This is a genomic window from Dictyobacter sp. Z7_2 (assembly GCF_057551105.1).
Genome location: NZ_BAAJPE010000002.1, coordinates 2,748,045 through 2,769,460, shown reverse-complemented (window position 1 = coordinate 2,769,460; position 21,416 = coordinate 2,748,045). Strand labels below are relative to the sequence as shown.

Annotated in this window: 18 protein-coding genes; 9 read left to right on the top strand and 9 right to left on the bottom strand. The window is 48.3% G+C overall.

The annotated features are described in order from the left end of the window. Positions 1-18 precede the first annotated feature (18 nt). Positions 19-1,011, bottom strand: a complete 993-nt coding sequence (locus AC27N8_RS25130; RefSeq protein WP_487070542.1) for a lysylphosphatidylglycerol synthase transmembrane domain-containing protein — start codon at positions 1,009-1,011, stop codon at positions 19-21. 213 nt (positions 1,012-1,224) lie between these two features. Here AC27N8_RS25130 and AC27N8_RS25125 point away from each other — a divergent pair, with 213 nt between their 5' ends. Continuing rightward, positions 1,225-3,720 carry an FtsK/SpoIIIE domain-containing protein gene (locus tag AC27N8_RS25125; protein WP_487070540.1) on the top strand — a complete coding sequence of 832 codons (2,496 nt, stop codon included), beginning with the start codon at positions 1,225-1,227 and terminating at the stop codon, positions 3,718-3,720. Between the two features lie 3 nt (positions 3,721-3,723). Then, positions 3,724-4,848: an FtsK/SpoIIIE domain-containing protein gene (locus tag AC27N8_RS25120; RefSeq protein ID WP_487070538.1), complete on the top strand. Its 1,125-nt coding sequence runs from the start codon at positions 3,724-3,726 to the stop codon at positions 4,846-4,848. On the opposite strand, the gene AC27N8_RS25115 is transcribed toward AC27N8_RS25120, so the two are convergent. Next, on the bottom strand, positions 4,835-5,086 hold the full coding sequence (locus AC27N8_RS25115) for a hypothetical protein (RefSeq protein WP_487070536.1): 252 nt from the start codon (positions 5,084-5,086) through the stop codon (positions 4,835-4,837). The two genes, AC27N8_RS25120 and AC27N8_RS25115, sit on opposite strands and share 14 nt — an antisense overlap. A 141-nt stretch (positions 5,087-5,227) precedes the next feature. Between AC27N8_RS25115 and AC27N8_RS25110 the strand changes: the two genes are divergently transcribed. The 3 genes from AC27N8_RS25110 to AC27N8_RS25100 all read left to right on the top strand — a co-directional run bounded on the left by AC27N8_RS25110 (position 5,228) and on the right by AC27N8_RS25100 (position 7,590). Beyond that, a complete protein-coding gene (locus AC27N8_RS25110) occupies positions 5,228-5,983 on the top strand; it encodes a 2-phosphosulfolactate phosphatase (RefSeq protein ID WP_487070534.1) in 756 nt (251 codons plus the stop codon). Positions 5,984-6,260: 277 nt separating this feature from the next. Then, entirely contained in the window at positions 6,261-6,998 is a 738-nt protein-coding gene (locus AC27N8_RS25105; protein WP_487070532.1) for a hypothetical protein, read from the top strand. A gap of 67 nt (positions 6,999-7,065) precedes the next feature. Then, positions 7,066-7,590, top strand: coding sequence for a hypothetical protein (locus AC27N8_RS25100; protein WP_487070530.1), 525 nt, complete (start codon positions 7,066-7,068; stop codon positions 7,588-7,590). A gap of 37 nt (positions 7,591-7,627) precedes the next feature. On the opposite strand, the gene AC27N8_RS25095 is transcribed toward AC27N8_RS25100, so the two are convergent. The 4 genes from AC27N8_RS25095 to AC27N8_RS25080 form a co-directional block, all read right to left on the bottom strand. After that, positions 7,628-8,605: an NAD(P)H-quinone oxidoreductase gene (locus tag AC27N8_RS25095; protein ID WP_487070528.1), complete on the bottom strand. Its 978-nt coding sequence runs from the start codon at positions 8,603-8,605 to the stop codon at positions 7,628-7,630. A gap of 246 nt (positions 8,606-8,851) precedes the next feature. Further along, positions 8,852-9,370, bottom strand: coding sequence for a YceI family protein (locus AC27N8_RS25090; protein ID WP_487070526.1), 519 nt, complete (start codon positions 9,368-9,370; stop codon positions 8,852-8,854). 221 nt (positions 9,371-9,591) lie between these two features. Beyond that, positions 9,592-9,777 carry a 30S ribosomal protein S21 gene (rpsU, locus tag AC27N8_RS25085; RefSeq protein ID WP_126551285.1) on the bottom strand — a complete coding sequence of 62 codons (186 nt, stop codon included), beginning with the start codon at positions 9,775-9,777 and terminating at the stop codon, positions 9,592-9,594. Between the two features lie 5 nt (positions 9,778-9,782). Further along, entirely contained in the window at positions 9,783-10,154 is a 372-nt protein-coding gene (locus AC27N8_RS25080) for a zinc-ribbon domain containing protein (protein WP_487070523.1), read from the bottom strand. A gap of 408 nt (positions 10,155-10,562) precedes the next feature. Here AC27N8_RS25080 and AC27N8_RS25075 point away from each other — a divergent pair, with 408 nt between their 5' ends. After that, positions 10,563-11,636, top strand: coding sequence for a dipeptide epimerase (locus tag AC27N8_RS25075; RefSeq protein ID WP_487070521.1), 1,074 nt, complete (start codon positions 10,563-10,565; stop codon positions 11,634-11,636). A gap of 119 nt (positions 11,637-11,755) precedes the next feature. Here AC27N8_RS25075 and AC27N8_RS25070 read toward each other — a convergent pair whose 3' ends face one another. Continuing rightward, complete coding sequence (locus AC27N8_RS25070) at positions 11,756-13,606, bottom strand: ABC transporter ATP-binding protein (protein WP_487070519.1); 1,851 nt, start codon at positions 13,604-13,606, stop codon at positions 11,756-11,758. A 381-nt stretch (positions 13,607-13,987) separates the two neighbouring features. Here AC27N8_RS25070 and AC27N8_RS25065 point away from each other — a divergent pair, with 381 nt between their 5' ends. The 3 genes from AC27N8_RS25065 to AC27N8_RS25055 all read left to right on the top strand — a co-directional run bounded on the left by AC27N8_RS25065 (position 13,988) and on the right by AC27N8_RS25055 (position 20,790). After that, positions 13,988-14,830: a sulfurtransferase gene (locus AC27N8_RS25065; protein ID WP_487070517.1), complete on the top strand. Its 843-nt coding sequence runs from the start codon at positions 13,988-13,990 to the stop codon at positions 14,828-14,830. Between the two features lie 328 nt (positions 14,831-15,158). Beyond that, positions 15,159-17,885: a protein kinase domain-containing protein gene (locus AC27N8_RS25060; RefSeq protein WP_487070515.1), complete on the top strand. Its 2,727-nt coding sequence runs from the start codon at positions 15,159-15,161 to the stop codon at positions 17,883-17,885. 61 nt (positions 17,886-17,946) lie between these two features. Further along, the gene (locus tag AC27N8_RS25055; RefSeq protein ID WP_487070513.1) at positions 17,947-20,790 is read left to right on the top strand and encodes a protein kinase domain-containing protein; all 2,844 of its coding nucleotides are present in this window, start codon (positions 17,947-17,949) and stop codon (positions 20,788-20,790) included. Between the two features lie 74 nt (positions 20,791-20,864). Here AC27N8_RS25055 and AC27N8_RS25050 read toward each other — a convergent pair whose 3' ends face one another. Next, positions 20,865-21,122 carry a DUF167 domain-containing protein gene (locus AC27N8_RS25050; protein ID WP_487070511.1) on the bottom strand — a complete coding sequence of 86 codons (258 nt, stop codon included), beginning with the start codon at positions 21,120-21,122 and terminating at the stop codon, positions 20,865-20,867. Between the two features lie 3 nt (positions 21,123-21,125). Then, a complete protein-coding gene (locus tag AC27N8_RS25045; RefSeq protein WP_487070509.1) occupies positions 21,126-21,416 on the bottom strand; it encodes a YggT family protein in 291 nt (96 codons plus the stop codon).

Below are 21,416 nucleotides of genomic sequence, written 5' to 3'. Positions count from 1 at the left end.
GAGCCACATTTCTGTGTATCAGGTATTCGTCATGACAGATGTCATCACCTTCTCCTTACGCGTTCCAGAAAGCAGATAGATACCACCACCAATCAATCCAAACAGGAGCACCTGTAGATCCATAAGCAAAACTAAGAGCATAGCAGTCGGTACCGCCACGTGGACAGTCGAAAACATCAGGACAAAGGCTCCCTCACGCAAACCGTAGCCATTGATAGAAAAGGGCAAGAAAGCTATTAGAGAGACAAAAGGGATGGCTACCAGATAAAAAGGTACAGGTACATTAATATGTAGCAGGAGTCCATACGCGTAGTAATTGAGGATATATCCAACATGATATAACATGCCAAAGATAGTGGCCGCCCATAACGTCCGTGGACGCCGAATACTTTCTTTGAGAGCCGTTCCCAGTTTCAATAATGGAGGTAGGATTCGTTTGGTAATCCAATTAAAGCGTAAAAAACGCGGCAGCAGCGCGACTCCAACAAAGGCCAGTACAAACACACTGAACATGAGCACACAGGATAAAACATAGCCAACTTTGATCTGACGAGTTAGATGAGTCTGCCAGAAAAGCAAAGCAGGTGAAGAGATCAGTACCATACCAAAGAAGCCAGTCACACGACTCATCACGACCGCGCTGGCAGAACCAGCCGCATTTTTTCCTTCTTTGCCTATATAATAGGCTTTGATCACATCACCCCCCATACCAGTGGGCAAAAAGTGATTAAAAGAGATGCCTACCTGATAGAGATTGATCAATCTCCTGAGATCGACATGAATATGCTCTCCATCCAGCAGGCATTGCCATTGATATGAGCTGATCACCACTCCATAGAAGCCGAGTGCCACGCAGATCAGCAAAGCACCAGGGTCCAGATGAATGATCTGATCGATCAAAATCTTCCAGGAAATTGACTTCAATAAAAAGATGAGTATCAGTAAGGTACATCCAAGGCGTAACAAAAATTTGAGATGGCGTTTGAAAAAGTTTCTCGGTCGCTCTTCCATTATAAAAGTCCCCCTCTTTAGAAACTCCATCGGCAGAACAGGCCATAAGATAAAGTCAAATTACTGCTCATCTAAGACAAAATATCCAGGCATTTGCTTGATATCCTGCTGTATGTTACTATACAGAGAAGCTCTTTTTATGATTAAAAATTATATAGAGCCTTTCATCCAAAAATAAGCATGTGGGAAAGATACGTTGAGAAGGGGGTTGTGATGTCTTATCAATCGCCATATACCATCATCAGGCGTAAAGCTCGCATCAGGCCTGAACTTACTGCCAGGAAGATTACGCTACCAATACCTCCGGGACTAGTAGATCCTCCCCAAGCATCTGTACTTCTGGCTATTTTTTTAAGCCTGACTACGATCACAATGATTGAATTTGTGTTCCTTCACCTCAATACAGGCAACACAAATGCTTATAGCATTCCTCTGATGGTGGTTAGCGGATGTATGGCACTGAGCACGCTGATCATATTAACAGGACAGCGCATCCGCGCTCAGAGCGATGCCAGGCAGGCATTAAAGCAGTATCAAAAACAATTACAGGAGACCGAAGTTCAGTTAAAAGTATCTCAGTGGCAAGAGCGTAAAGCCTTTATGGAGCTCAATCCCCCGCTGGCTCAATATGACTTTAAATCGGTCATCTATGAACTCCTTGATATCAAGCCGTTGCTGCAACATACCTTCGATGAGCAAAATTTAAGCCTCTGGGCACGTCATCCCGAGGATGATGACTTTTTACAGGTACGGATCGGCATCGCACAACATGCAACAACCTATCAGATCGAGAACAAGCAGTCTGAAGACAAAAAGGTAGAGGGAATAGATCTCAATATCCACGAAAAGCCCCAAAATTCCAACACGTCATATAAGAGTTATGCACAGAAAATGAAAGCCGAGTTGCTGGCATATGCTCAAGAGCTAGCGACCAATTACGCACAGGTCTATGCCCCATCATTAATAGATATAGCTCGACAGAGTCCCATTGGCATTGTTGGTCCGGGGAACAGGCTTTCAGACGCCCGTGGCTTAATGCATGCCATTATCAGCCAGATTGTCTACCATCACTCGCCAGAGGACATACGCCTCATCATACTCGCTCCACGCTCACAAGAAACAGCCTGGCAATGGACAACGCTACTTCCTCATACCATTCTCTATGATCCACGCCAATCAAGTGGGCAGATAGAAGATGCCAACCTGGCCCACGCATGTGCGATCGGTACGGGAGCAATTATAGATCAGCTCCCACTGATTTCTCGCGAAGTGGGGCGTCGCAAAATGTTATTTGAGGATGTACAACAGCAACCAAAGACTGCGCTCACACCACATTTACTGATAATTGTGGACGAGTTTAACGCGCCTGGCGATCTTGATCAACCTCTCCAGACATTACCAACGCCAAGCACGCAATCCTCACAGCCAACGCTTTATCGCCGACCACGGCTCTCGGTTTCTCCGCTCAAGCGACCCGAGCTGGCTCTGGCGCTCAGCCAGGGAGGGCATCTAGGCATCTCGGTGCTCAGTGCCAATAGCAGCCTCACATCATTGCCGGCGACGTGCCAACTCCTGATCGATCTATCGCAAGAAGAGCTCCCACCACGCATCCTACAGCTAGAGGCAGAAGAGATTTCTTCCCAGCAGAAACAGCAGAAAAGTAAAAAGTCAAAGATCGAAGAAACAATCATTCAGAGGCCGCCCCAGGCCATCGTACGTAGTCTCATAGATCACCACAAGCCCGCGACCACAATCTCGCAGATTGATAACGCCTCGCTCGATGATTTACAATCCCTGGCTCTGCGCATACAATCGTTACGCGCAGCGACGGCCAGTAGTATGGATCTGCGCACGCAGGTAGATCTACGCACCCTCTTTGATCCTCCGCTCAATCTGACTGGCTACGATCCCCTCATACTCTGGAGCGACTCCCTTTTTCGCACACCACAGCCGTTATTACGCATCCCAATAGGATTAAAAATCGGAGACGAAGTCCAATACCTTGACCTCGTCAAAGATGGTCCACATGGATTGTTGGTCGGACAAAGCGGTTCTGGGAAAAGCGAATTACTACAAACCATCCTCTTATCGCTGGCACTCGCCTATCGACCCTCAGAAATCAATTTTCTCCTGCTGGATAGCAAAACAGGACGATCACTGGAGTCGTTTAGCCAACTCCCGCATACAATCGCATTCGAAGCACATATCACCTCGGCGGCTCCTATCCAGCGCTTTCTTACGCTGCTGCGAGCCGAGGTAAGCAGGCGTGCGATACTTCACAAAGCCGGCAAGTTCCCGCCACGGCTGCTAATTGTCATCGATAATGTTATGGATATGACGCAATACGCTGAATCGATGATCGACGAACTATTTGCAATTACACAGGTAGGGCTTGAGATTGGAATCCATCTTCTGTTGGTAAGCCAGCAGTTGGATGGCTTAATCGGGCGTAAGGTGCGCGATCACATTCAATATCGCTTATGTCTGCGCTGTACCTCGCTCGACGAGAGCAATGAAATTCTGCACCGTCCCGATGCAGCAAATCTGCCAGTGAGTATCCCCGGACGTGGCTATCTCTTGCATGGAGATAACCAGTTAGATCTCTTCCAGGCAGCACGCGTCACCATTCCTATCGTGCAAGAGCAGCAACTGGCCACAGCCCAATCACAGCTAAATGCACTCCTATTACTACCATTCAGAGGAAAATAAAGCATGTCTCAACCACTCGATGAGCAAGAAACACGTCCCATGACTGCCATCCGACCAAGGACATTGTATGAGGCAGCCATCGAAAGTATCAGCACGGCCTACGCGCAGGCACCGGTGGGCAGAGAAGATATTCACTATTGGCCCAAACCACTTCCTACTCCCACACCTGATCAGCCCGATCCGTTGATCCTGTTTGCGCTTGAGGAGAGCGATGAAAATCAGGCCAGACAGACAAAAGATTATGAGTATCTGGCCGTCATTCCTATGACACGACGCGAAGTTTTAGAACGTCGCAGCCATGAAAATATGAAGCCTTCCATGCAGATACCGATCGGCCTGATCGATAAACCAGAGCAGCAGCAACGCGAATCATTACTGGTTGATCTACATGGCACAAAAGGAGAACTCCTGGGAGGTCCATTACTGATTGTAGGAGCACAGCATAGCGGCAAGGCGACCGCACTCCAGACCATCTTATTCTGGCTCACGACGCGCTTTCTACCAGCCCAACTCCATTGCGCGATCATAGATCCACGCGCAGAACTCGATAGTTTTCAGATGCTGCCACATATGCGATCCAGCCATGGCGACCTACTCTGGACCGATGCAAGCTCCGATGAACAGTTAAACCGCTTCATACAACAACTGACCGCGCAAATACAACGCCGTCGGACCGCCTTTCCCGATCAGCACTGGAACACACAAACCCTGCCACAGCTCTGGGCACAGGGAAAAACCATCCCACAAATTCTACTGATAATCAGTAATTATCAACTCTTTGCCAAACGCCTCTCGGCCGCAACCTCACTCAAAAAGCTCGTACAAACGGTGATCGAGGCCCGTGCCATGGGCGTTTATCTGATTATTACCTCAACCGACAGCGGCTCACACTCTATACCGACAGATATCCTGGGCAAGTGCACAACTAGAATCGGACTTGAGATCAACGAGCAACAACGCAATGAGCTCTTTGGCAAAACACACCTGCTCTATGAAGGCGTTCCTGGGCGCGGCCTGCTCATGACGCCGGACCACAAAATCAATCAAATACAACTGGCGCTGCCGCTGGCCGGCCCGAATGAAGATATACGCGCGGAACAATTGAAGGCCGCTCTTACCTTAAAGTAGTGCTCATAGCTCCGATGCGGTATCGGTGATGTGCGTCCAAAACATCTCCGGAAAGCGATGAGGTGAGACGTTCACCGACGTAGCGGCGCGGCTCCGCCGTGCTGTCTGTGACTCGTCTGACCACGCTCCATATGGGGTTCCATTGAAACCTCTTCCCACGGTGGGACGTGTTCGTGCGTCCAGTGACAGCACGGCGGAGCCGCGCCGCTACGTTGGCTGTCCTGAGCGCTTGGTGCAAGGGATCATCCTTCTTTGCCTGGCAACGTTCCTATGTTTCTTAACAGAGTAGTAGCGTACGACGTTACTTTGGGTTTGGGATACAATCATGTCAACACAGTTGTTTTATATGCAGAGCAGATATATTCAAGAGAGATAAACAATGAAATTACAGATTCATATGAGTCCTGCTGCCGCTCTGGCAACACGACTTATGGCTGAAGATATTTATATTGTGATCGATGTAATTCGTGCGACGACTTCGATTGCCACGATCTTTGATAGTGGAGCAAAACGGATACTGCTCGCTGATACTGTTGAGCAGGCTCGCAAGGCCGCAAGGCTGATTCCTGGCAGATTGTTATGTGGAGAGCGTGAGGCGAAACCTTTGCCCGATTTTGATTTTGGCAATTCTCCCGCAGAGTTTGCACGAACTCGACTCAGTAATCAGGAGTTGATACTTACCACGACCAATGGCACGCGAGCATTCTTCGCCTGTCCTGAGCAGAGTGTTCGCCTGGCTGGATGCTTTTATAATGCAGCTGCAGTCACAGCCTATGCGCTTGCACAGGCTCACACACGCGAGAGTAATATCGCTATCATATGTGCAGCCGAGAGTGGTGCGTTTGCACTTGATGATACTGTTTGTGCTGGTTATCTCGCACAGGAGATTCAGCGTCAACAGCCAGATATCCAATGCCACGAAAGCGTGCTTGCAGCGAGCACCCTGTACCAATTTTATACGCCTCCTAAATTAATCGCATCCAGCCATTCGATCCAGCACGTGATACAGGCAGGATTAGCCGCGGACATCGATATATGCCTCCAAAATAGTAGCAGCACGAGTATTGGACAAGTGACAGGTCGTGAAGCTGAGACGAAGCTATGGATTCTCGAACCTGTACCCACAAAAAACTAAGCTCAAACATCCACTTCATAAGAGGACGACATTGATACAATCAAGATTCATCAATCCTCGTCCTCACGGCATCCTCTTTCAAACAACATATTTCATACATCAACTTCATAGGCAAAAGCACAAAAAATACATTGTTATATATAAATGTATATAATTTGACAAATACAGTTTAAAATGTTATAAATTAATCACTGTCACGCATATGTGATATAAGGAAAAAATAATTAAAGGGATTTATAGAAATTTATGTATAGTGGAGTATAGAAAGGAAAAAATAGTGACTTCACGTGTAAGACAACCATTGGTAAAGTTATATTTTAACGCAAATGATCCTTCCATCACAGATGAGCAAGCAACGCTAAGCGAAGTTGCTCGCAACGCCATCATCAGCGATAACGTATTTACTCCTGAGGATATGAAGATTGAGGTCGATGCGATGGGAACAGTGATCGTTGAGACACCGTGTATCAATCGAGGAGACATAACCGATGTAAGTCATCAAAAGCGCGTATTACGCATCCCGCAGGAAAAAGCCTATCAACGGATCGTAGAAGCGGTTCAGAAAAATTTTGAGCTGCTTGAAAGACTCTACGAAGAGGGCCATCAAGGAGCGTTAAACTGGTTTCGCTGTAGCGTCTTTACCGCAATTCTGGAAGCAATCCTGATTACGCTCTCGATCTGTATTCCCTTCCTCTTATACTCATTACAGCTAGAGAAACAAGCCATTCCGGTAATCAGCTTCGTCATATGCACCAATATCATGAACGCATGTGTGGCCATCTGGATCTTCCGCCAAACGCAATTAGCCAATAAACAAGTTGATCATTATCTGAACAGCCTGACAGAGATTCGTAACTTCTCAGCTCTAACGCACATTATCACGCACATTCAAATGAGCGAGACGCAAAAAAACTCTCTGCAAAAGGCTCTGATCTCCTCGTCGCTAGGGATAGCAGCGCTGTCAGAGGGAACAAAACGGCAACAGACAGGACCATTGCAAGAAAGTGCCCTCTAACCTATCCGAGATAAAATGGCAATATTTATAAAATGTCCAGGATGATCAAGAGTGAGGATATGGAAAAATGCGCAAAAGTAGTCGCAAAAAATCATATTTCAAGCAAAAATCACGCAAAACATCCTCTCCAGAAGACATGATGGCTTTAGAGCAGATGTATCAACAAAGTCTCTTTGAAGCGCAATGCTGGTTTTTCATCAGCCTCATTGTTGCGATTATCGGTACTATGTTCATTTTAGGAACAGTGCTACTTTTTTTTCTCTTCAGTAACACCTTTTTTGTCCCTCAGAGCATCAAAATTGTCATGACGATTGCCAACGTCGCAACCAGCGTCTCACAGCATCTGATAGTCTCGCAGGCACGCGCCGCGAATAGAAGAGTAGATCATTACGCCAACGAGCTACGCCATGAAGCAAACGAATTAAACGTCTATGAAATCATTCGCATCATCTCATCATCGCTACCAGAAGGTGAAGACAGAACAAATCTGATTGTTCGCACCATCGCAGACGCGTTGATACATCAGCCACATGAAATGTCGGTGCCGCTATCGGTACCAGGATTTCTAAGCAAAAGATCATTATCGAGATAGTCGCATATACGTTCGCTAGCCAGGACAAAGGGTCAATCTATTCAACGCGCAAGATTAATTTTCCAAAGTTGCGATTTTCCGCCATAACAGTATGAGCTCTAGCGATATCCTGCCAGGGAAAAACTTCTTCGACGATAGGTAGCAATGTAGCATTCGCGAACAGAGGGATCGCCTGCTCCGTAAAGAGACGTGTCACCTGTAATTTCTCGTCCAAGGTCCGCGAGCGGAGCGTACATCCACGAATTTGCAGGCGTTTAGCCATCACCAAGCGTAGATCCACATCGGCTTGTGAACCTCCCAGCGTGGCCAGAAAAACCAGACGCCCCCATGGAGCCAGAGCATCTAAATTTTGCTGCATATAAGTGGCCCCAACAAAGTCAAGCACCACATGGACACCTTCATCATTGGTCAACTGCTTAATCTCAGCCGCAAAATTGGTCTCAGATAGACCAACTTCAAGGCCTAGCTTCTTGGCCGACTCGAGTTTGCTGGCTGTACGTGAAGTTCCATAGACAGTCGCACCAACCGCCCGCGCCAATTGAATCGCAGCAGTGGCAACTCCACTTCCGGCAGCGTGTACAAGTAACCGTTCGCCCATCTTCAAATGAGCCTGCGTGAATAGAGCATCATGAGCAGTGATAAACACCTCTGGTATCGCCGCCGCCTGCACGAAATCCAAATTTTCAGGAATTTCAATCAGCAAGCCCTCATGCACAATCACATACTCGGCCTGCCCACCACCTCCCAGAAGCCCCATGACACGTTGTCCAATCTTCCATCTGGTCACAAACGGTCCGACAGCATCCACCTCACCAGCAAACTCCATACCAGGTATGTCCTGAGGAGATCCCTCCGGCGCAGGATAAAAACCGGCGCGCTGAGACAGATCAGCACGATTAAGACCCGCCGCACGCACACGCACACGAACCCAATCCCCAACAGGTTCTGGCGTCTCCACCGTCTGAATTTCCAAGACCTCTGGACCACCAAAACGCGTAATTACAACAGCTTGCATAGCTTAATACTCCTCAATCAAATTACTGTACATATCCACAATCAAGCACGTCAGATACATCCCGTATTCTACTATTATATACATCATGTTGTGGCTGAGTAGATAGTGATTTTCCAGCGTGCGAAATAAAGAAAATATAAGAAAAAATACTCATAACAAAAGCAATCAGCGGCCTGGAACTATTCTAGCGCATAAAATGGTTCCAGGCCGCTGATTGCTTCAGGTATAGTTTCTATGAAACCCAAACTACTGTTGGGTAGCTTCGACATCCAATTCGATTTTGACTTCGTCACTGACGACAGCACCACCGGTCTCGAGCAGGTTGTTCCAGGTCAGTCCATAGTCTTTACGATTGATTTTTGCTCGGGCTGAGAAGCCGGCACGCTGCAAGCCATAGGGATCTTTAACCGTACTGGAATACTCTACGGTAAAAGTAACCGGTTTGGTGACACCGTGCAAGTTGAGATCGCCAGTAACTTTATAATCGTCACCATCTTTTTCGATGCTGGTACTCTTGAAAGTTATGGTTGGATACTTTTCAGCGTCAAAGAAATCAGCCGAACGAAGATGATTATCACGGTTGGCATCACGAGTATCGATGCTGGCAGTCTCCACTACGGCCTCTACCGAAGAACTAGCAGGATTTGCCTCATCAAAGTTTAGTGTACCAGTGAATTTGCTGAATCCTCCACGAACTGTGCTCACAACCATGTGGCGAACATTAAAACCGACATGAGAATGAGATGTATCAATTGTCCAAGCCATGTAAATAATCCTCCAAGAGAAAATAAACTGTGCAAAAGTTAGTTACATCACTAACATTAGCAGTAGGTTATCATACTCACTTTCTTTTGTCAAGAAACTAATAATTAATTAGCAGAGATTGAACATAAAAATAGAGAGTACTCCTGATAGACTGTTTCTATCAGATGTACTCTCCATTGACGTTGTAGTCCGTGACTGCTGGGCCGTACGCTCAGAAATTCTTAGAAGCGTGACCGACGCTGTTTGCGACGAGCGGCTTCAGCTTTCCGTTTGCGACGCGACTGTGGGCTCTCGTAATATCTTCGACGACGAGCTTCGGCAAGAATACCCGCGTTTTGTACTTTACGATTAAATCGTTTAAGCGCAAGTTCAAACGATTCACCGGCTTGAATCACAATTTCGCTCATAGAGTCTACCAGCGAGAGGATCGGCGATCACCGCCGCCGCCGCCACTGCCACCACGGCTCGCGGTGCGAGGCTGATAGCAATCGCTGCAATAAACTGGGCGATCTTCGCGGGGCTGGAATGGTACCTGAGCCTCGTTACCACAACTTGCGCAGGTCGCGGTATACATCTGGCGTGGCTCGCGGTAGCCACCATCATTACCACCACGTGAGGAACGTGAGCGGTCTCCCATGTGGCTCTTACGAGCTGCACGGCATGATGGGCAACGTGAAGGATTGTTGGTTAGTCCACGGCTCGCATAAAATTCTTGCTCGCCAGCGGTAAAAGTAAATTCCTGATTGCAGTCGCGGCAAATCAACGTCTGGTCTGTGAATGACATAAATGCTTCTCAATTCTTGGGTCTAAATTTCCCATATAGCTCTTCTCCTGTACGGCACAACTTTCACGGATCAGCCATTGAAAGCAACTACGTGTGTACAGTGTCTTGAGATTATACCACACAATGATACGAAATGCTACTACTTTCTGGCTTTTTTTCCGCCACTTTTGAAAATTGCCATCCATATATACTTCCATGCACTCAATTCCTCAAAAAGAGGATTTTTCTCTCGCGCGGAAACTCCCCGCCTTGCTTTCAGACGGCGTGTGGCGTCAAAAAATCATCGGCATGACAGTGGTTAACCATGATATAATCAGCGCAAAGTACAGTAGAAAAAGTACAGTAGGACGGGAACGCTGAAAAGGTCAAAGCGTTTTGCACTATGGCGATTATGGGAAAGGAGCGAATATGGCACGTACAACTATTCGTTCAATGACCGTTGAAGCATTGAATATTCCATTACGCGAACCGTTTGCGATTGCGACCGGCAGCGTCACAGCGGCACGCAACGTACTTATCACGCTCACACTCGAGGATGGCAGTGTGGGCTATGGCGAGTGCGCACCATTTCCACCCAGTACAGGAGAGTCACAGGAGACCGCCCTGGCCGCAGCCAGAGGTTGCATCGATCTTCTGGTGGGACGCGATACCTCACAATGGCGTCTGCTCTCGCAGCTGGTCCATGGTTTTTATTATGCACAAAAAACCGTGTGCGCTGGTATCGAGATGGCTATTCTCGATGCCTTGACGCACTCCTACGGCATTCCACTCTACAGCTTCTTTGGTGGGGCGCATTCATTCATCGAGACGGATATGAGTATCCCGATGGTGACACCAGAACGTGGTTTTGAGTTAGCAGAGGAGACAGCGAAACGTGGCATTAAAACCCTGAAGGTCAAGGTTGGTGGTGACCTGCGCGACGATGTCAATCGCGTCGAAGCTATCCGCAGCGGTGCCCCACAGCTGGCGATTACGCTGGATGCCAATCAGGGCTATACCCCCAATGAAGCCTTGCTCTGTCTGGAGGCACTCGACGATCGTGATATCCGCCCGCTACTCCTCGAAGAGCCCGTGCACAAAGATGATCTCCAGGGGCTGCGCTATATCATGCAACATACAACGGTCCCGATAGCGGTCGATGAAAGCGCCTCCAGCCTGACAGCGGTCGCACGTATCATCTCAGAAAACGCTGCCAATGTTATCAACATTAAGTTAATGAAAACTGGAATCTTAGAAGCGATGGATATCGCAGCCCTCTGTCGCGCCTCGAACAAACAGCTGATGATAGGAGCCATGATCGAGTCGCGCCTGGCAATCAGTGCATCAGCTCATCTGGCAGCCGGGCTGGGTGGCTTTCTGTTTATCGATCTTGATAGCCCCATGCTCCTGACAGAAGATCCATTCAAGGGTGGCTATGAGCAAAGAGGTGGGATCTATGATCTCTCTCAGATTGAGAGAGGGCTGGGTATTACACGGAAATAGATAATAGAACATCCTGACAACATAATCATCTAATGCTCCTCAAACGTGCAGAGAGTAGTAGAATCAATAATCATCTTACCACTCCCTGCACAGCATCTACAGCAAAAACACAACAAAGGTCAACGATACGCCTCAGCCTGGAGACTAAAAAGTTCAGCATAGCGACCGTTTAAGGACATCAGATCCTGATGAGATCCACATTCGAGCAGACAGCCATTCTCAATCACCACAATTCGATCCGCCAGGCGCACCGTGCTGAAACGATGGCTGATAAAAAGAGCGGTTTTCCCCTCTGTAAGCTGTCGAAAGCGTTTAAAGATCTCATATTCGGATTGAGGATCTAAGGCGCTGGTTGGCTCATCCAGAACCAGGATCTGCGCATCGCGCATAAAAGCACGTGCCAGAGCAACCTTCTGCCATTCGCCTCCACTCAACTGAACGCCCTCTTTGAACCAGCGTCCAAGGATCGTCTCGTATCCATTGCTCAGATCCTCGATTACAGGATGGGCTCCACTTTTGGTGGCCGAGAACTTGATATTCTCAAGATCCTCGATATCGTCAATCCGACCAACGCCAATATTCTCGCTCGCCGTCAAATGATATCTCACAAAATCCTGAAAAATGACTCCAACCTGACGGCGTAAGGACACCAGATCATACATACGAATATTTTGTCCACCCACCAGAATCTCGCCCTCATCGGGATCATACAAGCGCGTGAGCAACTTAATCAATGTGGTTTTACCGGCCCCATTGCGGCCCACCAGCGCCATCGACTCGCCAGCATGAATAGTAAAGCTCACATGACTCAGGGCCTGTGTGGTTTTTCCCGGATAGGTAAAGCTGACGTCTCTAAACTCGACCTCCATGCCCAGAGAAGTCATCGGGACCGGGATCGGCAAAGGTTGCGCAGGCGAAAGAATAATCGGCTCGTACTCAAGAAACTCAAAGAGCGTATTCACAAACAGCACATTCTCATAGATTGTCGTGAGTCCATCCAGCAATAGCTGAAAACTCGCGCCTGCCTGGATCGATGCCTGCGTAAATTTCGTCAGTCCACCCAATGTAATCCTCCCCTGCACCGCCTGGAGGGCCACATAGAGATAAATAGCTGAATTGGCAATCACTGTAATCGCGGACCAGATAAAACCGCTCAGATAACGTGGAATGACCAGCTTCTTGTTCTCCGCATAAAACTCTTCCATCAGCGCGACAAAGCGTCCAATGAAGAAATCCCCAAGATTGAATAGCTTCACTTCTTTGTTATAATCATCGATCGTCATGACATGGGTCAGATACCACATCATGCGACGCTCGGGCGCTTCGGAGCGCATACGCCGATAGGCTCGCCAGCTATAGCGACTGTTGGCAAAAAAGGATGGCAGCGGAACGACAAAGGCAATCAGAACCAACCACCAGGCTAATTGAAACAACAAGATCAACATCGAGGTCAGTGTGATCAGGGTTCGTATCATTTCAAATGTTTGTGAGATCAGGATCACTGGCTTGTAGTTTGCCTCTTGTGTCGCGTGACGTAACTTATCATAAAACTCTGTATCCTCAAAAAACGAGAGATCCAGTGTATTGGCCTTGCGCAAAATGATGAGCTGAATATGATCGGAGACACGATCCTGCAAAAGTTGTTGGACGATACTATTCAGGCTCTGTAAGAGACGATCACACAGACTCACGACAAGCTGTAAGATAACGGGAAGCCAGATTGTGGCGATCGAATGGGTACGAATACTATAGACAACATTATCGATCACCATCTGAGAAATGATCACTGTGACCAGTGGCACCAGACCGCGCACAATACTGATAGCTCCCATGGCAATCGTCATGGGAGCATTGGCCGACCAGACCAGACGAATAACACGTGGCATACTCGCAAAGGCAATAAAGATCTGAGAAAATTTAAAAGTTTCTTCAGGTTTCTCAGCTTGTACAGACGAACGTGCAGCAGGCATGCGTAACTCCTATCTCGCAAGATCGATGAAAAAGAAACAATAGCTAAAGATTTGACAGAGATACAGAGTACGCACTCCAGCGAAGCAAACATGCAGGCATAGGACATCAAGAAGACAACAACGTAACCATTCTAAAGTATACCAGATACATAAATTTATTTTTCGGGCTCTACACTCATCATAGAGCGACGAACGAGCAAAGCAGTGTCTCCGACCAGCTTCACCTTCTAATAAACAGACATGATTCACACAGAAAAAGACAAAACCTGTACAAATCTCCCTTGACATCAGCCATCTCTAGCTTCTATACTACAGTAGAAGTTTCAAATGTTGATCCACTAAGTCAACAATGGTGGTTAATAAATAAGGAGGCCAGATACTATGGCTGAGTATGCACATCCAGAAGCACTCGTCGACTCAAGTTGGGTCGCAGATCATCTTAATGATGCGAATGTCCGCTTGATTGAAGCCGACGAAGATGTACTGTTATATGAAGTTGGACATATTCCCGGAGCAGTCAAACTCGACTGGCATGTCGACGTGCAAGATCCTCTGAGCCGCGATTTCATTGATCAGGAAGGTCTTGAAAAGCTCTTCTCTAAATGGGGTATCTCAAACGACACCACGATTGTGCTCTATGGCGATCGCAACAACTGGTATGCAGCTTATTCATACTGGCTGTTCAGCGGCTATGGACACAAAAACCTCAAAGTTCTCAATGGCGGACGCACTAAATGGGAAGCCGAAGGCCGTCCATATACTAAAGATGTGCCTCACTACGAAGCGACCACCTATCATGCACAGCCCGCAGATGAGTCGATTCGCGCCTTCCGCGATCAAGTGCTGGCCAGTTTGAACGACGCGAACCTGCGCCTCGTTGACGTCCGTTCTCCTCAGGAGTACAGCGGCGAACTGCTGCACATGGTCAACTACCCGCAAGAGGGTGCACAGCGTGCCGGACATATCCCTCATGCCAAGAACATCCCCTGGGCCGTCACAGCTAACGCGGATGGCACCTTCAAGTCAGCCGATGAGCTGCAAGAGATCTACACCGCAAAGGATGTCACACCTGATAAAGATGTCATCTCCTACTGCCGTATCGGTGAGCGCTCAGCGCATACATGGTTTGTACTTACTCGCTTGCTTGGCTATCCCAATGTACGCAACTACGACGGTTCATGGACCGAATGGGGCAGCCTTGTACGCTCTCCAGTAGAGCGTTAAGAGGCCTGCAGAGAAAGAGCTCCTTTCTTTGGCCCCTGACTTTCAGACCCTGCCGGATATGATCCTGAGCAGGGTCTTTTGCTGTGCAAAAAAAGAGCTGACCGTACGTTCCTGGCTGATCTACGTTAAAGACTATCTCCTGTGCTAACTTCCACTGCGATTTTAACTTTTCATGGGAGATTGCGTATGTAATAGGAGGATAGATATTTCGAAAGAGATTTATTTTGTACCCTCACGACAGCTTTTAAAAGAGTAATTTTTACGTAACAGAGCACAAACCATTAAAAGACGCGAAGCGACATTCACGTCTTAGAAGGCAGGTCGGAAGATGAAGTGTCCTTACTGCGGTAAAGAACTTCGTGATAACGTTCGCTTTTGCGGAAATTGTGGTCATCAGGTAAGTTCGCCATTGCCATCTGCGCCTTCAAATAGTGATTTGACGCTGTCAAGTTCGCTGAACAGCGGCTCGCAATTGCAGGGCGGCCGCTATATTGTCAAAAGAATTCTGGGTCAGGGAGGTATGGGAGCAGCGCTCCTGGCAACGGATATCCGCCTGGACAATAAGCAGGTGGTGATTAAAGAGCTGATCTCCGATAGCACAGATCAGACTCATCGCCTGGAGGACGTGCGCAACTTTAAGCGTGAAGTGGCAACGCTGGCACATATTGATCATCCATTGGTGCCAGGCGTCACAGATCATTTTCAAGAGGGCACGCGCTACTTCATGGTCCAGGAATATATCGCTGGCGAAAATCTCGAGGAGTATCTCAACCGCCTGAACCAACCACTATCGGAGCGCGAAGCACTGATCTGCGCGTCAGAGATTCTCGACGTGCTGGATTATCTGAGTCAACAGGTACCTCCAATTGTGCATCGAGATATCAAGCCAGCCAACATCATCATCGGCACAAAAGACAGGCGAGCTCATCTGGTAGATTTTGGCATTGCACGCGCTGAGGAAGCACGCAAGCAGACAGCGGCGCTGGGAACACCTGGTTACGCTCCACCTGAACAGTATCAAGGGAAAGCCGATCCACGCTCAGATTTGTATGCACTGGCGGCTACCCTCCATCACGTGCTCACCAATCATGATCCAAGAACCTATGCACCATTTAGCTATCCGGCGCTACGCACCTTGAATCCGGCCATCACGGCAGAGACCGAGACTATCCTGACACAAGCGCTGAACAATAACATCAATCAGCGTCCACAGAGCGCACTGGAGATGAAACAAGAGATCGACCACATATTACAGCAACAATTTGGACTATCAGGCAATATCGATAACTATAAGCTGGGCACATCAGGACAGATGAATGCGCTATCCGCATCTGCATCATCAACATTTTCTATCACGCAACAGCCAACCCAGCTGCAAACATCAACGCCACCAGGGCTACCCATGAAGGCGGCCCCCATCACATTACCGGGCATCGGGCCGATTACGCCATTGCCAAACGTCTATGCAGGCCAAACGCCAGCGGCTGGATATCCCACGCTGCTCACGCCACAGAATCCGCCTGTACAGCAAGCGCCAAAGAAATCGAAAAGAAAGCTCCTTGTAGGCTTGCTGCTGGGACTCATCTTGCTGCTAATTATAGGTTTGTCTGGAATCTATCTGCTGGTAACATCGGGCACAAAGGTAACAGCCATCAGCGTCACGATGATCAATGGGGAGCCGATTGGGATCAGCGATGGCACCACGGCTTTCGATACGACATTAGCCGATGGTGTCCTGAAAACGCAGGCCGCCCAGCAGCTCAAACAAAACAACACCAATGCGACGATCTCACTGTTAAATCAGGCCATCCAACAAAACTCCAACGACGCCGAAGCACTCATCTATCAAGAGGATATTCGTGTAATCAATTCTGGGACTCCCTATGTCACACTGGTGGTAGCGACAATGCTCAGTGGCGAGCAGGTTCAGGTAGGGAGAGATAATCTACAGGGTGCCTATGTAGCACAGAAGGAGTACAACGATGCAGCCAAATTACAAGGTGGCGTACAGGTTCGCCTGCTCATTGCTAATACGGGTAGCCAGGCAAGTACAGCCATCAGTAATGTAGGCAGAATTGTGCAGCAGATCGTACAACTTCAGCAGTCGGATACGACATTCGTCGGCGTTATGGGTTGGCCTTTCAGTGGGCGCACGCAAGCAGCGATTAAAGGATTGAGTCAGGCGCATATTCCCATGGTATCATCAACATCATCCAGCGACGCGTTGACCTCTGCCTCACCATACTTTCTGCGCGTCGTGCCAGCCAATACGGTACAGGGCGTCCAGGGAGCGAAGTATGCAGAACAGACCTTGCATGCCAGGAAGGTAGCTCTTTTCTATGATAATCAGGATACATATAGTGAAAGCCTCGCTCAGGATTTTCGCGAGCAGTTTGGAGTAAAGGATAAAAATCAGATTATTGAGGAAAATTATAAGATTGGAGATGCCGCAACCATCGCCAGTGGAGTCAAAAAAGTTTTGACGCAAGGCATTGACTTGATCTACTTCTCAGGGTACGCCAGCGACGTAAGCACAGTGTTATCTAACCTGCCAGCGGGTAATCTACCCGTGATGGGAGGCGATGCCCTCTATGAATTGGGAGGATATCAGAGCAGCGCTCGGGCTAACTTTAGCCATCTACGCTTCACTGCCTTTGCCTATCCTGACGAGTGGGAGATGCTTGGATATACAACGCAAAAGCCATCATTCTTCAATGAATATAGCGCCGCATTTAATCCCAACGGCCAGCATCCGGGAGGCGCTTATGGCTTTACGCGTACAGATAATGATGTTATGCTCTCTTATGATGCAACCGTTGCCTTGCTAACTGCGTACAATAATGCATTGGGTAGCGGAAAGAAAAATCCTACGCCCGAAGATGAGAACCAGGCTTTACATGCCATCAATGGCAGCAAAGCAATTCAAGGAGTCGGAGGACAGATTGCCTTTGGATCGAATGGAGATCCAATCAATAAAGCAATTGTCGTTCTTTATGTCGATCAGCTAGGGCGCATCCATATGGAACCAACGGTTCTGGGTCGCTTTTTAAAATAGGGATGGTCTTTGACTATCTCTAGATAGTAAATAGCTACGAGATTGGAATTACAGGCACACTATGAAATGTCCTTTTTGTGGCACGGTTAATCCGGCAGATGAAACCTTTTGTTCCAACTGTGGGGGATATCTGGATACAGCAGCCAATGGTCAAACAGTCGTGGGACAGGTCAATCCTCAGATGACTGGTCCTACCCAGGTATCAAACAGCAGCAGTGGAAGCATTGGCGCAACAACAACTGGTGGTAGATCGAAAGGGAATTCAATCACCCTGACACCAAACAGCCAGTTACAGAACGGCCGTTATGTGGTCGAAAAGATCCTGGGCCAGGGTGGCATGGGCGCAGCTGTGCTGGCAAAAGACACACGTGTCTCAAATAAACGCGTCGTCATCAAAGAGTTAATCTCAGACGAAAGCGATCCCACGCAGCGTCTGGAGGATGAGCGCAACTTTGAGCGTGAGGTAGAGACGCTGGCGAACCTCGACCATCCCCTCATCCCAACGGTCACCGATAGCTTTAAAGAAGGTTTACGCTACTATATGGTGCAGGAATATGCGCCAGGCGAAAATCTTGAAGACTACATGGAGCGGTTTAATAAGCCAATGCCCGAAAATGAGGCACTGACCTACATCTCGCAAGTCCTGGATATTCTCCAATATCTGGGCGAACAGAAACCACCGATTGTCCATCGAGACATCAAGCCAGCCAACATCATCATCAGTAGTCGCGACAAACGCGCCCGGTTGGTAGACTTCGGTATCGCCAGAGCAGATGAAGCCAAAAATGCCAAACACAAGCAGACGACAGCCCTGGGTACACCTGGCTACGCGCCACCTGAACAATATCAAGGCAACGCGGACGGACGCTCTGATCTGTATGCTCTGGCAGCGACGCTACACCATCTGGTAACCAACAGAGATCCACGTAACTTTCCACCATTCAGCTATCCGCCTGCGCGGAGCCTGAATAGTAAGATCACGCCTGAGTTAGAAGGCATTCTCGAACACGCGCTGATGATCGATAGCAATAAACGTTATCAGAACGCGGCCACCATGAAAAATGATATCGATGAGCTGCTAAGTACACGCTTTAATACCACCAACAAAAGCAGCAGTTATCTGTTGAATTCATCAGCAGGTATAGCGGCAACAGCGGCAACGCCTACACCTCAGCCATCCAGGCCCCCATCGTATCAGAGCGGCTATAACCAGGGGAACTCCAATCAAAACAGGCAAGCACAACCAAATCCGATCAGTCCTTTTCCCAGCAATCAGAACCGACAAAGTGGGCAACGGGCAAACAATCAACAGCAAAACTATGCTCCTTTTCCAGGTGCCATTCCACAGAAAAAGGACAATCATATTGCCCGAAGTTTCATCATACTCATTATAGTGGTCATTATCATAGCATTATTCATCTTTGTCGTCCCCCTGCTCACAAAATCGAACTCGTCATATCCAATTAGCAGTACCGGCACCAGCAAAGCAGTGACGCCAACGGTCACCTACACCAATCCGATCAGCGTCAAAACAGTGAATAATGAGCCAATTGGACTCAGCGAAGGGAACTTCGCCTTCGATACCAGCCGTAGAAATGCAGCAATCAAGAAAGATGCTGCGGCAGCCTTTCAAAATCCCAGCCAGGCGGCAACGCTCTGGGGCAATGCAAGCAACGGCAATTCAACGACAGGAGACTCCAGCGACGCCGAAGCCCATATTTATCAAGAAGATGCACGCGTCCTCGCCTCTGGCAGTCCCCATATTACATATGTCATTGGAACCATCCTCAGCGGCGCGAACGCCAGCGTAGGAGCGGACGATTTACAGGGAGCATATATCGCGCAAAGCGAATGGAATAGTCAGAATAAGTTAGGACAGGCAAAAGTGCTGCTGGTCATCGCCAATGCGGGCAGCAACTCAAGCAACGCCAACGCCGTAGCTGATCAGATAGCCCAGGCAGCCGCCAAAGATCACACCATTGTCGGAGTGATGGGCTGGTCCTTCAGCAGCTACACGATCAACGCGGTAGGGACCCTGGCAAAAGCCCATATCCCACTGATATCAGCCACTGCTTCCAGTGATGAGCTAACAGGTTTCTCACCCTACTTCTTCCGGGTAGCACCATCCAACAAAATGGAGGCTGAAGTCGGCGCAACGTACGCACAAAACACACTCAAGACCCAAAAAGCTGTCGTTTTTCAAGATGCATCTGACTCATACAGCAACGGCTTGGGCAATGACTTCCAGGGAGCATTTAAGGGCACAATCACCCAGGTAATCAATTACAAAATGGGCGATGCTCAATCAATCACTGATGGTTTGGCAAGCATCAAGGCCGATCCCGGCCTGATCTACTTCTCAGGCTATGCCAGTGATATGGATACACTACTCATAAAAATCCCTAACTATGCGCCACTGGCAAACACGCGCATCCTGGGAGGAGATGCTCTCTACGAGCTAGGAGGCTATTCAACTCAGGCACGCCTCAATCTCTACAGGCTCCAATTTACAGCGTTTGCTTATCCTGACGAGTGGGATGTCCTGGGAGAGTCCAGCAAGAAGCCGGCTTTCTTTAGCGACTATGCCGCAACGTATGCAGGAGCGCATCCAGCATCGGTTTATGGCTTCACCCGAGCCTCTGGTAACGTGATGCTTTCCTATGACGCCATGTTGGCGCTACTAACCAGTTCCCAAACTGCTCTGGGTGGCACCACAACAATGAAACCTGATGCGCTACAAGCAGCATTGGCACAGCTTAAAAATCTGCAAGGCGTCAGCGGAAATATCACAATGGGAAGCGATAGAGATCCAGTGAATAAAGCAGTCGTGATCTTATCGGTTGATAGTAACAACCATATTCATATGGCAAACAAGCTGGGAGCGGGGACTTTGTTGGCAGGATAATATCTCCAGAAAGTATTGTTCCATCGTATAAAACTCACCAGACTACAGGAGAAATACTGGTACTGTAGTCTGGTTTAGGCTTTTGGAAATCTTATTTCCAGAGTTTCAAGCGTTAGATTTTCAATCGCGATAACTTTTTGACGACTGGTAGCGCCGCGCACAATACTAAGCGTGCGTTTAGGTACAGACAATTGATCAGCCAGCAGCGCTATCAGTGCTTTATTCGCAGCTCCATCGACAGGAGAAGCTGTCAGATGGGCCTTCAATCCATCTCCATCCCACTCCAACGTATTTCTGCCACTGCGTGGAATAACCCGCAGAGAGATCAACATCTCTTACCATCCCGCTGGCAAAGCCTGAATCAACACAATTTTTAGGATAGTGAGCATAAACCAGGCCACAATAAAGGAGAGATCCAGGATGCCGATCTGACCGATGATACGCCGCATGGGCATAATAAAAGGATCAGTCAGATAAGCCAGAAAACGAATGAACGCAAAACGTTCAGCGTTGGGAAAAAAGGAAGCAATTCCTCGCACCAGCATGGCCAGAATCAAGAAACTGAGGCCATACTGGATCAGGTAAAAAAGAATAGGTATAGGCAACAATGGTGGTGGCGTATACAT

Excerpts from the sequence above, each read along its gene's own strand:
- AC27N8_RS25130 (WP_487070542.1), bottom strand. The coding sequence starts at position 1,011 with ATGGAAGAGCGACCGAGAAACTTTTTCAAACGCCATCTCAAATTTTTG.
- AC27N8_RS25125 (WP_487070540.1), top strand. The coding sequence starts at position 1,225 with ATGTCTTATCAATCGCCATATACCATCATCAGGCGTAAAGCTCGCATC.
- AC27N8_RS25120 (WP_487070538.1), top strand. The coding sequence starts at position 3,724 with ATGTCTCAACCACTCGATGAGCAAGAAACACGTCCCATGACTGCCATC.
- AC27N8_RS25110 (WP_487070534.1), top strand. The coding sequence starts at position 5,228 with ATGAAATTACAGATTCATATGAGTCCTGCTGCCGCTCTGGCAACACGA.
- AC27N8_RS25100 (WP_487070530.1), top strand. The coding sequence starts at position 7,066 with ATGCGCAAAAGTAGTCGCAAAAAATCATATTTCAAGCAAAAATCACGC.
- AC27N8_RS25095 (WP_487070528.1), bottom strand. The coding sequence starts at position 8,605 with ATGCAAGCTGTTGTAATTACGCGTTTTGGTGGTCCAGAGGTCTTGGAA.
- AC27N8_RS25090 (WP_487070526.1), bottom strand. The coding sequence starts at position 9,370 with ATGGCTTGGACAATTGATACATCTCATTCTCATGTCGGTTTTAATGTT.
- rpsU (WP_126551285.1), bottom strand. The coding sequence starts at position 9,777 with ATGAGCGAAATTGTGATTCAAGCCGGTGAATCGTTTGAACTTGCGCTT.
- AC27N8_RS25080 (WP_487070523.1), bottom strand. The coding sequence starts at position 10,154 with ATGTCATTCACAGACCAGACGTTGATTTGCCGCGACTGCAATCAGGAA.
- AC27N8_RS25075 (WP_487070521.1), top strand. The coding sequence starts at position 10,563 with ATGGCACGTACAACTATTCGTTCAATGACCGTTGAAGCATTGAATATT.
- AC27N8_RS25070 (WP_487070519.1), bottom strand. The coding sequence starts at position 13,606 with ATGCCTGCTGCACGTTCGTCTGTACAAGCTGAGAAACCTGAAGAAACT.
- AC27N8_RS25065 (WP_487070517.1), top strand. The coding sequence starts at position 13,988 with ATGGCTGAGTATGCACATCCAGAAGCACTCGTCGACTCAAGTTGGGTC.
- AC27N8_RS25060 (WP_487070515.1), top strand. The coding sequence starts at position 15,159 with ATGAAGTGTCCTTACTGCGGTAAAGAACTTCGTGATAACGTTCGCTTT.
- AC27N8_RS25055 (WP_487070513.1), top strand. The coding sequence starts at position 17,947 with ATGAAATGTCCTTTTTGTGGCACGGTTAATCCGGCAGATGAAACCTTT.
- AC27N8_RS25050 (WP_487070511.1), bottom strand. The coding sequence starts at position 21,122 with ATGTTGATCTCTCTGCGGGTTATTCCACGCAGTGGCAGAAATACGTTG.
- AC27N8_RS25045 (WP_487070509.1), bottom strand. The coding sequence starts at position 21,416 with ATGTATACGCCACCACCATTGTTGCCTATACCTATTCTTTTTTACCTG.